This window comes from Nitrososphaerota archaeon (assembly GCA_011605775.1).
Classification (GTDB): Archaea; Thermoproteota; Nitrososphaeria; order Nitrososphaerales; family JAAOZN01; genus JAAOZN01.
Genome location: JAAOZN010000083.1, coordinates 1 through 12,125, shown reverse-complemented (window position 1 = coordinate 12,125; position 12,125 = coordinate 1). Strand labels below are relative to the sequence as shown.

Below are 12,125 nucleotides of genomic sequence, written 5' to 3'. Positions count from 1 at the left end.
GCATCGACGACTCTTAAAACTTTTGATCTCTACTTTATCTTTGCAAGCTCGGCTTGAATCAAATCGTAGTCTGGTTCAACTTTCGGATCCTCCGAAACCCAAAGATATCTCACCACACCTTCTCGGTCTAATATGACGGCTCTCTTCGAAGCTGAGTAACCCTTGAGCCCAGCGAAGTCTCTGTGGACTATGTCATACATCTCGATAACCTTGCGATCATAGTCGCTTAGAAGTGGGAAGTTCAACATATTTCTCTCAGCAAACCCCTTTAACGTAAAGGGATCATTAACACTTACACCCAGCACCACAGCATCAAGCTTGTTAAAGTTATGTAAAGCGTCTCTTAAACTGCACATTTCTTTTGTACACACCGATGTAAAAGCGCCTGGGAAGAAGGCTAGCACAACTTTTTTACCTCGATAATCGCTAAGTTTGACTTGCTTTAGGTCTTGGTCTCTTAAGGTGAAGTCCGGTGCCTTTTCCCCAACTTTTAGGGTCATAGCAATCTATTTTGCGCTTACCCAACCTTTAAGATTTGTGGACCTTATGAACCGTTGATACAGTAAACACCACACTCTGGGTTAGTGTGTTTGCATTAAACGCTTATTTAGCTAGATGTAGGGGTCTCTGTCTGGTGCGGCTTGCCAACCTTCAAATTAGTGGTCTCAGACCCTAAAACAGGTAAATCCATCAGCAAGGAGCTAAAAGATCAGCTGGCTCAACCGCTGGTAGGACTTAAGATAGGCGACATATTCGATGCTGAAGTCATCGGTATACCCGGTAAGATAAAGATAACTGGCGGAAGTGATAAAGCTGGTTTCCCTATGCGTGCAGATGTTTTAGGCGGGGTGAAGAAGTATGTTCTATTAACAAGGGGAACGGGGCTACGTAAGGCTGAAAAAGGCGAGAGGAGACGAAAGCTGGTTCGAGGTAACACGATTACAGAAGAAATCTATCAAGTCAACGCGGTTTTGGTTGAGGGGAAGCTGCTTAAAGAAGAGGAATCTACCCAACTAACCAAGTAAACTAATCAAATATCGCTAGATATGTGCTCGGAGGTGGCGGCTCCACCAGAATTCACACCGCAACCGAGCCCCATCTCCAACCAGATGAAGTTGACCACGTAGATGCGGCAGCGTAGCCAGCCCCACCTTAGAGCTGCTCCCTCCCGGACCTGACTCGGTTCGGTGGTTGAGAGTCACACCCTCCCCTTCGAGAGGAGTGCTCCTTGCTGCTACCCACCGCAGCGCGGCTTCATTCCCATCCGGTTGGCGGGTTTTTCAGATGCGGTGTTTTACCTGGTGGTTACTGGCTCCTGCGTGTAGCCGTTTTCAGGTTTGGGAGACGGCTAGCCTCCCAGCCCTCCCCGCCACCGGGAGAAGTTTAGGTTTGAGTGGTATTTGGACGTTTTGCTCTGTTTGCTTCACTTTTGAGCTTAGTGAGTATAGTGCAGACGCTGCATATTTGATTGGAGGAGGGGTAGCCGCAGTGACTGCATACAAGACTCTTCGCTTCGAGCTTTAGGTTGGATGAGATCTTAAGGTAGGATCTGAGTAGATTAAACTTTATGCCGGGATGCCTGAGCTCCATTTCGTTTAGTATAGATCTTACCTCAGACCTTATGGATTCACTCATATAGGGGCAGCTTGCACGCTGAAAAGGTATACCTTTAAGATAAGCGAAGAGCGCTACCTCAGCCTCAGGTATCTCCATCAGAGGTTTGACACGCTTCACAGGGAAGAACTCTGAGGTTTCTTCTAAAACTCTACTTCTAGCAACCCGCCATATGTCGCCTGAGAATAGGTTCATGAGGAAGGTTTGGAGGACATCATCCAAGTTGTGAGCCGTGGCTACGACATCTACGTCAGCTTCTTTAGCTAACTGATCTATAGCCCTCCTTCTGAGTGCACCACAGATGGTGCAAGCGGCTAAACTTTTATCCGTCCTTAGCTTGATCGCTTCATCTAATGTTAGAGAATAGGCATCTTTGAAGCTGAGTATGCGGTACTTTACTCCCAGCTTGTTGCACGTTTGAATGGCGTGCTTAACCGCTTCTTCCCTATACCCTTCTATCCCCTCATCTACGATAAGCGCCACAATTTCAGAAGCGTGCCCACTTGTTATTTTGGATAGTATATGAAGTAGGGTTAGGCTATCCTTTCCACCTGAAACAGCTACACCTATCTTGTCGCCGTAGCTCAGCATTTTATACTTTGAGATCGTTCGTCTGGTCTTCTCGATGATCGATTCTATGAAGCAGCTTCTACAAAGCCTCTCGCCTGAATAGTATCTATAATACACCGATGCTTCTCCGCATCTACTGCACTTCAGAAGCGTAGCCATCATTGTATAGTGCAGCTCACTAGATTATATATCTGAACTTCCAAGCCTACGGTAGAAAGACGGTTGCCAGACGAAAAAGAAGGAAAGAAGTTCGGTGTAGTGGAGTTCCAACCACCACTTCTAATAGTGAAGACTAAACGTGGGTTAAGGCTGCTTGATCGACTGGGCAGATACATTCTAACACCTTGGTTAGGCTGGATCTTTACACTCCTTATGCCCATCATAGCCGTAATCGGACTCTACATCGTGATCCGCTCTGTCAGCCTAATCGTATCTAATGCCTTGGCGAGAGAGTATATTAGATCTGTTACACCCCTTGCAAACCTACTTATACCAGGTCTCAACCCCTACCTTCCCTTATTATACGGTTGGGTGGCACTTATCGTGGGGATCGTTATTCACGAAGCAGCACATGGCGTCTTGGCTAGAAGTCTGAACTTTCCGGTGAAGTCCACGGGCTTGCTCTTCTTCTTATTCATCCCGATAGGTGCGTTCGTTGAAGTTGATGATAAAGAGATACGCGCGGCAAGAGCGAGAGACTCAGGGCGGGTCCTCGCAGCAGGGCCTGGGTCTAATATGGTGGTCGCGTTAATCAGTCTGCTAATTCTGCTTACACTACTCGGCTCAGCAGCACCTATAGTCGATGGAATTGGTGTAACAGCGGTTGCCGAAGGGTACTCCGCGCATACGGCTGGTATAAAGCCTGGTGATGTGCTCACATCGATAAACGGCGTCAGCACCAAGGATATGGGTGATGCTTATAACACTCTTTCTACACTCAAGCCTGGGGATACAGTTGTGTTGGGGTTTGTGAGGTTGGCCGGAGGGGAGGTAATAGGTTCTTATAGTGTTGAGGTTTCAGCTGCGGCAAACCCCTATAATTCTTCCAAGGGCTATCTCGGGTTGACCGGTGTTGGGCTCAGAGAGGTGCTCGATAATTACAGGGATGCTTGGAGGGTCAATCCCCTCTTGTATCTGGTTTGGCCTACTTTCTCAACCGCTAATCAGCAGCTCATACCTTTTTCACAGCTTATGTCACACTTCTACTCATCCCCTCTAGGCTCTCTATATCCGACGCTGGCTAACCTCTTCTTTTGGATCTGGTTCGTAAACTTTAACATATCTATATTCAACGCCCTCCCAATCTACCCGCTTGACGGGGGGCAGACGTTCAGAGCGCTGCTGCAAGGCTCTCTTAAGAACATCGCTAGTGAAGAGACTATAAAACGGCTTACTCTCGGCGTAACTCTTTTGGTCCTCAGCCTAGTTCTCTCTATGCTCTTCTTCCCCTACCTCCTACCTCAATAATCAGGTTCTGTCAACTCTTAGAGAGATGTCCAACACCAACCATTAGAACGTCGAATCGCAGCCTACCAGCTTTAAGAAAGACGAAACGGCTTGTGGCGATGAGCTTCTCACTCGCCTAATTAAATGTTAGAATACTTTCGGTGCCAAGCAGCGATGACCTCAAATACCTTGGCTAGATCAAAACCCTTCTCACTCAAGCTATATCTGACCTCCCTTGGAATCTTCCTCAACTCGCTTCTCCTAACCAACCCCTCTTTTTCAAGCTCTCTTAAGCGGTCAGTAAGCGTCTTCGGGTTAACGCGTGTAACCCTTCTGATTTCGTTAAAACACATAGTGCTATTCACCGCAAGAACTCTGAGGATAGTTAAAGTGTGCTTACGAGCTAGGAGCTGTAGTGTTGCCTCAAATTCGCAATTTCCGGCCATCAGTTTACTGGTATAAACTATTTATAGTTTAATTTGTATAGTAAAATTAGAGTGCAACATGCTAGGTGGATTAGCTGCATACTCAGATCTAGCGTCGCTGGTGATAAGGGTGCTTGTAGGCGTCCTCATGATAATCCACGGCTACCCCAAGGTGTTTGTAAAAGAGGCGAGGCAGCAGATGATACCTATGATGCAGAGTGTAGGGGTTCCGAGAGCCGGCTTTGAAGTTGCCGCCATTCTTGAGTTCTTCGGAGGACTATTCCTTCTATTGGGACTACTTGGCTAATCGCGATCTTCTTCGTAATATACATGATTGCTACGACAACCCTCTATTTAACTAAGTTGGCTTATGCGCCGATACCTATGGGTGCGTTTGAGCAGCAGTATAAACAGACTAAAGGCTACCTCAAGGGTTGGGAGCTGGATACAGTCATCATAGCATCTAGTGTAGCTCTGATGGTGCTGGGCGGGGGCGTCATATCGCTAGATGCTCTACTAGGGCTTTAGACGACAAGCACCCATCTTTTCTTTTTCCAGCATCTTGTTTACTTCGGTGAGTAGGCTATTGCATCGATTTCAACAAGCATTTCTGGGGCAAAAAATTCCACACCAACTGTGGTTCTAGCTGGAGGCGGCTCCTTAAAGAACTCTGCAAAGACCTTATTCATCACCTGAAAGTCTTTAACATCCTTTAGGAAGACCGAGATCTTTACCACATCGTCTAAACTTGAACCTGCAGCTGTAAGTATGGATTCTATGTTTCTAAGTGTCTGCCTAGTCTGCTCCTCTACGCCCCCTTCAACAAACCTTCCCGTAGCTGGATCTATCCCAACTTGCCCAGAGATAAATATGAAGTCGCCCGCTCTGACTGCTTGTGAGTACAGTCCAGCTGGTTTAGGTGCTTTGTCAGTCTTGACCGAGACTCTCATATCCATCCTTAAGTAAAACCTCACCTTAAATACATTTTCGCATATTTGAGGAACAAACAATATTAGTATCTTTAAGCTATATTTATAGTGTGAAACTCCAAGAATATGAAGCGCTTAGAGCGTTCTCCACCGTAAACGTGAAGGTTCCTAGGCACATCCTAGTTAGGGACGTTGAAGAAGCTGTTTCAGCATACAGAGCTATCGGAGGGCCGGTTATGCTGAAGGCTCAGGTCACAGTTGCTGGTAGGGGTAAGGCTGGAGGTGTGGTTAAAGCTGACTCTGAATCTACTGTGAGGTCTGAAGCTGAAAGGCTCTTTAAAACCGAGATCAACGGGCTCAAAGTGAGGGCTATCTTAGTAGAGGAGTGGATCAAAGCTAAGGAGGAGCTCTACTTGGGTTTCACGATCGACCGCTCAGCAAGGATGCCGATCGTTTTAGCGTCTAGTGTTGGAGGCATCGACATAGAAGAACTTCTGAGGACGCGATCCGATCTGCTAGTGAAGAGGCATATAGACCCGCTTGTGGGTCTTATGCGCCACCAAGCCTATCAGATAGCGAGGTCCATTGGTCTGAAAGGAGAAGAAGCCAAAGCGTTTACTGAGCTCACGCTTAACCTATACGCACTCTTTCAAAATCTTGACTGTGAGCTGCTAGAAAGTAACCCGCTAGCCTTAGCGGAAGACGGCTCACTAATAGCTCTTGACGCTAGGATCATAATCGATGATAACGCTCTATTTAGGCACGGCGAATTCGGTCAGGAAGACGAAGATCTCACCGAGCTTGAAAGGGAGGCGAGGCGTGAGGGTCTAAGCTACGTGGAATTAGATGGCGATATAGCGATAGTTGGAAATGGTGCTGGACTAGTTATGGCCACGCTGGACACCGTAACTATCTTTGGCGGTAGACCAGCTTGCTTCCTTGATGTAGGCGGGGGGGCGACGGAGGAGATTGTTGAAAAAGCTCTCAAAATAGCTTTAAGAAACCCCAAAGTGAGGGTGCTGTTCTTGAATGTCCTCGGTGGTATAACAAGATGTGACGAAGTAGCGCTAGGCTTGGTGAAAGCTCTTTCAGTAACCAAAGGCGTGCCTGCTGTCGTGAGATTGGTTGGTGCGAATGAAGAAGAGGGGCGTAAGATACTGAGGGATGCAGGTATAGGATATTATGAGAGCTTAGAAGAAGCAGCCGAAGCCGCTGTGAAGGCGAGTAGGGGGGTTAAAAATTGGCAATACTCATAAACTCTAGCACACAAGTGCTCATACAGGGGATAACTGGTAGGGAGGGATCCTTACACGCAGCCCATATGCTCAGATATGGCACAAAGATTCTTGCAGGCGTAACACCAGGTAAAGGTGGGACCTATGTTAATGATATACCAGTCTACGATTCGGTAGCAGAAGCTCTAGATAAACACCCAGACATCAACACCTCAATAATCTTCGTACCAGCACCTTCAGCACCAGATGCCGTAAACGAGGCTGTAGATGCAGAGATCAAGCTTATCATCGTAATAACTGAGCGTATACCTGTGCACGATACCATGAAGATGCTCGCCTACGCATCAAGCAAGGATGTTAAGGTTATAGGACCGAATTGTCCCGGTGTGATAACGCCAGGCGAAGCTAAGGTTGGGATAATGCCTGGACACCTATTCAAGAGAGGCGGGGTTGGGGTAGTGTCAAGAAGCGGGACCTTGATGTATGAAGTGGCTTGGGCTCTTACCAAGAGCGGGTTTGGGCAGAGCACAGCGATTGGAATAGGTGGAGACCCTGTTATTGGGTTAGATTTTGTAGACGTGTTTAAGATGTTTGAAGAAGATCAGGAGACCGAAGCCGTTGTAGTTATAGGTGAAATAGGTGGGGATGCCGAAGAGAGGTTAGCAGCCTACCTGCGTAACAAAGGTTTATCAAAGCCCGTAGTCGCATATATTGCTGGTAGGTCTGCGCCGAAAGGTAAGAGAATGGGGCACGCTGGAGCGATAATATCATTAGGCTCAGGCTCTGCTGAAGAGAAGAAAGCCGCTTTAACCAGCGCTGGCGTTGCCGTAGCAGAGCTTCCTTCACAGATCCCCCTCTTACTTAAGAATGCTCTCAGTACCAGAACGGTAATCGATAAAAGACGTTTAGGTGCTAAGTAAAGATAGGTGGCTGCGAGTTTGGATAAAGTATGCGTCGTTATGACGACTTATGAGTCTGAGGAGAAGGCAGCTGATGCGGCGAAGAATACGGTCGAGAAGGGGCTTTCAGCTTGCGCCACATTCTTCAAAGTAAGATCGATCTACAAGTGGAAAGGCAAGACGGAGGATGCTACAGAGTACTTGGTTATTTACAAGACATTAGCCACAAAAGCGGAGCAGCTGAAGAGCGAGGTGCTGAAGACACATAGTTACGAGGTGCCTGAGCTACTTGAAATAAACGTAGATGGTGTAGGCGAAGGTTACTTGAAGTGGATATTGGAAACACTAACTTGACAACACAAAACGAAGTAGAGCTACTACACCGCCTAACGCAGAGATCTGAAGCCCAACCTCTGTTGAAGCGTCTAAAAGATAGATCTGCCCCCTAGTGGATTCGACCTTATTTAAGAGCTGAACAATTCCTTCTTCTTTGGCTTCTTCAGCGAAGGCTTTGTCTGAGACGAGAAGATATTCTACAGCGCCGGCTTCAGCAGCCCTAGCCACTTCATCTAACCCAATAGCAACCCTACCATCGTTCTTTGCGATTCTCTGAAGAACCTCTTCCACGAGTAAAGACGCCTTGACTATCTTATGGTCTTTTAAGAGCTGCTGGAGGTTCTGCGACTTTAGAGCCATACGGACGCCATCCTCCCCAGCAACGTCCACACCTTCGACTACGACAACACGCTTCCCTATCTTATTTATACCCTTTAGTAGGTTAGCTAGGGCGTTTTTAGTAGGTCCCGGGCCTACGATGTAGATCATCTCACCTTCTCTAGCGCTTGCCTTAAGCGCTTCGATAACCTTGCTATAGTATGCTTGTATTGCACTGCTTTCTGAATACGCCTTCCCACCAGCGAAAGACTCTATATTGGTTATAATCTTAAGGTGTGCGCCCTTAACTCTGCCTATCGCTGCTTCTCTCCTATCAACTGCTAGGATTATAAAGCTTGGTTCAGAGCTGTAAGCCTTCTTTAAGATGTTTAGGTGTAAATGGCTGAATGCAGTCTTTTGAAGCTCGATCTTCTTCTCAGGTGTTATGAGGAGGGAGTGGTGAGCACCCTTCTTGACCGATTCGTCCGAAGCATTAACGATCCTACCGAATACTCTAAGGCGGCTTAGGCTGCTATCTATAGTCGTCTTTTCCACCTCAAGCGTTATGCGTACAGGTATCCGCTCGCCCTTGTCCGGTCTGATGAACTCACCTTGACGCTTTATAGAACGCGTAGTCAAGGTAGTCAGCAGATCCCTTGGTTCGATCACCCTTCTTAACGCCCAGAGGTCGTCTTCATCTTCAGGCGTTAACGCTATGAAGCCCTTCTTCAGACTGAGCTTATGGATTATCAAAGATGCTGCTACTCTATACCGAGATCTTTGAATGTGTTAACTCTAAGCCCTTCAGGTATATTCTGCAGCTCACCCAGTCTATGCCCAATGAGCGTCTTGACACCAGCCTTTGATGCTGCATCCACAAGCCTCTGCGTTATGATACCATCGAAGATTATGTGCGTGTATCCGCTTGCCTTCTCTAAACTTGGGTATAGCTCGTTAACAGGCATCCTCGCAATTTCGTTTAGAGCTTCATCAAGCACCACAGCCTCCAGGGTACCGTTAAGCGAACCGTAGAGAGAAGCTACCTTCTCGGTAAAGGCATCTTGCAGTACCTGCGTCTTCTTGGTTGATGTAGGCTCCTCTTTAAGCAGCTCTATGATCTCAACCGGTGTTAGTTCCTCTACCTCCTTACCTCTAGGCGCCCTGACCACACGCACAATATTAGCTCCAACCTGCTCTAACTCGCGTAATATAAGATCCCCAGCCCTATCCCCATCTAAGAAGGGTATAACCTTCTTCTCACGCAAAAATCTTATTAGAGATTCAGGTATCTTGGCGCCTTCAAGAGCGATGACATTCTCAAAGCCTGCTCTAAGGAGATTTATAACATCAGCCCTACCCTCGACTACGATTATCTGATCTGCAGTATACACACCAGGTCCAGCAGGCAGCCCCTCTTTACCAAAAGCGATTACACGCGCCCTCTTTGTCGATTCGATAACGTCACGTACGATCTCCTCGCTTTCACTCATAGCCTTCGATGCCCACTCCCTAAGAATCTGTTTAGCCCTTTCAACGATCAGCTTCTTCTTAGCAGCCCTAACATCTTCTATCCCCACTAAGGTAAAGCGGGCTGAACAGGGACCCACTTTATCGACGCTCTCGACAGCTGCTGCCACGAGCGCTGCTGTGGAGATATCTGTAGACATCGGTATAAGGACCTCACCACTGGTCCTATCATTCTTTGAACTTATGTTAATCTCTATCCTACCTACCTTCCACGACTTCTGAAGCTCATTTAGGTTCATCTCTGGACCGAAAAGTCCTTCTGTTTGACCGAAGATCGCGCCTATCACATCGGCTTTTTCAACTACACCCTCTACGTCGAACCTTAGCTTTACTAGATACTTTACTATACCAGGTTCTGGCAAGGTTATATCTACCTACTCTGTTAAGCGACATCAAGCTTAACAGACTGTAGGCGGTTTGGTCATAGATATAAACCTAACCCAGACCTGTCTCTACCTTACAGCCAGTTCATCTTTACAAAAGCTTTGAGACTTCTGCATCTATTCCTAATGGTTACCTCAGTTACACCAGCAGCCTTAGCTAGATCCTTCTGCCTTATAGGCTCACCTTCCAGCGTTCCTGCGATGTAAAGAACCGCTGCTGCTGTCCCCATCGGGTCTTTACCCACCAAGTTCCCGGACTTCTGGGCTAACTTAACCAATTCAAACGCTTTCCTCTTTACCTTCTCTCCAAACCCGACATTCGCAGCTACTCTGCACACACATTTCATCAGATCTACAGTAGGCAGCTGGAGGTCAACCACTGAGAGCATCTTTCTATAGCACCTAGCCAACTCCTTCTTAGATACATTCGTTATAGCGGCAAAGTCTTTTAGAGTCCTCGGAGCTTCTAAATCTCTGCAAGCAGCATATAAGGCTGCTGCAGCTGTTGCTTGGATGGGTCTACCTCTCGTGAAGCCTTCTTTGAGGACTTTTCTGTATATCCACGCCGCCTGTTCCAGTATTGTCTTGCTTACTCCAAGTTTATCCGCTATCTTCTCTAGCTCTTTTAGCCCTTTATGTAGCGAGCGGTTTGTCGAGTTCTGCATGCTTGCGCGCCTATCGAGCAGACGAAGTCTATTGATAGTCGCAACACCATCAGCAGATATCGCCTTACCGTTTGCGTCCTTAAGTGATGTAGAGATGGTCGTTGATAACCCTTTATCGTGTGAGAGAAGTGTGCAGGGCAACCCGGCTCTTGAACTCTCATCATCTAACTTCCTCCACTCAGGGGCAAAGGTGGGTACACTCTCAGTAATCACTGCGCCACACATCCTACAAACTACTTCACCAGCTACACTATCAATTATAATGGAGGTCGAGGCGCACACCGGGCAAATGCTCATCGAACCTAGAACGAGCGAGGGTTTGACTTCTGACGCCAAGTCAGCTACTACTCTCTCTAGGCGCTTCTATATACATTATCTAAGTTTTTTTACTATTGTATATACTACCGCTCTTCTTGACATCATCCGTCACTTCATTATGCAAACCAGAAGAAGGGACGACCCTTTTTGTAACAATTTATGTCGCTACTGCTGCTATCATGGACTATATAATATAGCTGTTCTCACCTATGCTATAATAAATGATATATAGCGGTAAGTGTAATATATTCTTGCCGATGGAGTTAGAGATTCGGAAGGTTCAGCAAGTCGGCTACTCAACACTAGTCGTCTCTCTACCAAGGGACTGGGTTAAAGAAGTAGGCTTAAAGCAAGGCGACGTAGTGTCTCTAATGAGAGACGCAGACGGAACGCTAAGACTCTTCCCAGGCATGGGTAAAGAGTCTAAGGCTCCTGTTAAAGTAGTTGTCGAGGCTGATAAGATAACGGAGGAGGGGCTGCTTACAAGACTTATCACAGGAATGTACATCATCGGGCATGACACCATCCAGATCAGTTCTAGAAGGGGGTTAAGCAAGATGCATCTAGATGAGATTAGAAAGACTGTGCAGCGGCTTACGGGAATAAGCATAGTGGAGCAGACATTAACCTACACCACTCTACAGAACTTTGTTGATCCGACTAAGTTCCCAGTAAATGGTCTTCTGAGGCGCCTCTATATAATCACGTCTTCGATGTTGAATGCAGATTACCGTAGTCTAAAGGAGAGGCGGAAAGACTTGGCTAATGAGGTGCTACATATGGAGAACGAGGTAGATAGAATATACTGGCTGGTGGTTAGGCAGCTCCTCTTAGCTACAAGAGATAGAATGATAGGGAAGAAGCTTGGGATAGAACATCCTCTGCATATCGTTGGTAGCAGAACAGTAGCTAAGTTTCTCGAGGAGATAGGCGATTGCATAGAAGACATAGCTACAGAAATTCTTCGATTGATAGAAATAGGTTACGACCCTAATGAGGAAGTGTTGCGCTCGGTTTATGAATTTTTTGAGCTTGTAGAGGACATATACAGTAAAGCGATGAAAGCTTTCTTTCAACTAGATCTGAAGCTTGCCAACGAATCAGCCCAGAGAGTAGATGACGCAGACCTTGTAGCCAATAACCTTACCGAGAAGATATTCACGACTATTAGGCAATGCAGCCAAGATCCAGCGGCTTGCAACGTACCTAACTTAAACTACTACTTATCCCTCAGAACAATAATAGGTACACTTGAGCAGATAGCAGACCATTGCAGCATCGTATGCGAGATCACGATCAACCGATACCTAGAAGAGCCTACTGAAATATGCAGATTTGAAAACGCTTAGGATAAGCGCAAGTTAGAATCTGCAGAACTGTTGCGGTGTTGGTAAGTGTATCGTGGACAGCTAAGCATTTTAGGAACCTCTACTAACATGCTTTAGGCATGGGTGGCGGGA

15 protein-coding genes and 1 other RNA gene are annotated in these 12,125 nt (G+C 46.8%); 8 read left to right on the top strand and 8 right to left on the bottom strand.

Translation table 11 applies throughout. From position 1 onward, the window contains the following. Window positions 1-29 precede the first annotated feature (29 nt). A complete protein-coding gene (locus HA494_07265; protein NHV97565.1) occupies window positions 30-500 on the bottom strand; it encodes a peroxiredoxin in 471 nt (156 codons plus the stop codon). A gap of 141 nt (window positions 501-641) precedes the next feature. Between HA494_07265 and HA494_07260 the strand changes: the two genes are divergently transcribed. Further along, window positions 642-1,025, top strand: a complete 384-nt coding sequence (locus HA494_07260; protein NHV97564.1) for a 30S ribosomal protein S6e — start codon at window positions 642-644, stop codon at window positions 1,023-1,025. A 34-nt stretch (window positions 1,026-1,059) separates the two neighbouring features. Here HA494_07260 and ffs read toward each other — a convergent pair. Then, an RNA gene (gene ffs, locus HA494_07255) (signal recognition particle sRNA) lies at window positions 1,060-1,372 on the bottom strand. A gap of 11 nt (window positions 1,373-1,383) precedes the next feature. Continuing rightward, window positions 1,384-2,343 carry a TIGR00269 family protein gene (locus HA494_07250; protein ID NHV97563.1) on the bottom strand — a complete coding sequence of 320 codons (960 nt, stop codon included), beginning with the start codon at window positions 2,341-2,343 and terminating at the stop codon, window positions 1,384-1,386. 63 nt (window positions 2,344-2,406) lie between these two features. Between HA494_07250 and HA494_07245 the strand changes: the two genes are divergently transcribed. Beyond that, window positions 2,407-3,651 carry a PDZ domain-containing protein gene (locus HA494_07245; GenBank protein ID NHV97562.1) on the top strand — a complete coding sequence of 415 codons (1,245 nt, stop codon included), beginning with the start codon at window positions 2,407-2,409 and terminating at the stop codon, window positions 3,649-3,651. A gap of 119 nt (window positions 3,652-3,770) precedes the next feature. Here HA494_07245 and HA494_07240 read toward each other — a convergent pair whose 3' ends face one another. Continuing rightward, the gene (locus HA494_07240) at window positions 3,771-4,076 is read right to left on the bottom strand and encodes a helix-turn-helix transcriptional regulator (protein ID NHV97561.1); all 306 of its coding nucleotides are present in this window, start codon (window positions 4,074-4,076) and stop codon (window positions 3,771-3,773) included. Between the two features lie 58 nt (window positions 4,077-4,134). Here HA494_07240 and HA494_07235 point away from each other — a divergent pair, with 58 nt between their 5' ends. Continuing rightward, complete coding sequence (locus HA494_07235) at window positions 4,135-4,362, top strand: DoxX family membrane protein (protein ID NHV97560.1); 228 nt, start codon at window positions 4,135-4,137, stop codon at window positions 4,360-4,362. 56 nt (window positions 4,363-4,418) lie between these two features. Next, the gene (locus HA494_07230) at window positions 4,419-4,583 is read left to right on the top strand and encodes a hypothetical protein (GenBank protein NHV97559.1); all 165 of its coding nucleotides are present in this window, start codon (window positions 4,419-4,421) and stop codon (window positions 4,581-4,583) included. Between the two features lie 38 nt (window positions 4,584-4,621). Here HA494_07230 and HA494_07225 read toward each other — a convergent pair whose 3' ends face one another. After that, entirely contained in the window at window positions 4,622-5,005 is a 384-nt protein-coding gene (locus HA494_07225; protein NHV97558.1) for a deaminase, read from the bottom strand. Window positions 5,006-5,094: 89 nt separating this feature from the next. On the opposite strand from HA494_07225, the gene sucC reads away from it, so the two are divergent. From sucC to HA494_07210, 3 genes are read left to right on the top strand one after another with little or no spacing between them, the layout of a single operon-like run. After that, entirely contained in the window at window positions 5,095-6,240 is a 1,146-nt protein-coding gene (gene sucC, locus HA494_07220; GenBank protein NHV97557.1) for an ADP-forming succinate--CoA ligase subunit beta, read from the top strand. After that, window positions 6,225-7,139: a succinate--CoA ligase subunit alpha gene (gene sucD / locus HA494_07215; protein NHV97556.1), complete on the top strand. Its 915-nt coding sequence runs from the start codon at window positions 6,225-6,227 to the stop codon at window positions 7,137-7,139. Before sucC ends, sucD begins: the two co-directional genes overlap by 16 nt. An 18-nt stretch (window positions 7,140-7,157) precedes the next feature. Next, window positions 7,158-7,472: a divalent-cation tolerance protein CutA gene (locus HA494_07210; GenBank protein NHV97555.1), complete on the top strand. Its 315-nt coding sequence runs from the start codon at window positions 7,158-7,160 to the stop codon at window positions 7,470-7,472. On the opposite strand, the gene HA494_07205 is transcribed toward HA494_07210, so the two are convergent. The 3 genes from HA494_07205 to tfb form a co-directional block, all read right to left on the bottom strand. Then, complete coding sequence (locus tag HA494_07205) at window positions 7,464-8,525, bottom strand: mRNA surveillance protein pelota (protein ID NHV97554.1); 1,062 nt, start codon at window positions 8,523-8,525, stop codon at window positions 7,464-7,466. The two genes, HA494_07210 and HA494_07205, sit on opposite strands and share 9 nt — an antisense overlap. Before the next feature lie 8 nt (window positions 8,526-8,533). Beyond that, window positions 8,534-9,661, bottom strand: coding sequence for a DNA primase (locus tag HA494_07200; GenBank protein NHV97553.1), 1,128 nt, complete (start codon window positions 9,659-9,661; stop codon window positions 8,534-8,536). 95 nt (window positions 9,662-9,756) lie between these two features. Next, window positions 9,757-10,644 carry a transcription initiation factor IIB gene (gene tfb, locus HA494_07195; protein ID NHV97552.1) on the bottom strand — a complete coding sequence of 296 codons (888 nt, stop codon included), beginning with the start codon at window positions 10,642-10,644 and terminating at the stop codon, window positions 9,757-9,759. A gap of 272 nt (window positions 10,645-10,916) precedes the next feature. On the opposite strand from tfb, the gene HA494_07190 reads away from it, so the two are divergent. After that, entirely contained in the window at window positions 10,917-12,014 is a 1,098-nt protein-coding gene (locus HA494_07190; GenBank protein NHV97551.1) for a phosphate uptake regulator PhoU, read from the top strand. Window positions 12,015-12,125 lie beyond the last annotated feature (111 nt).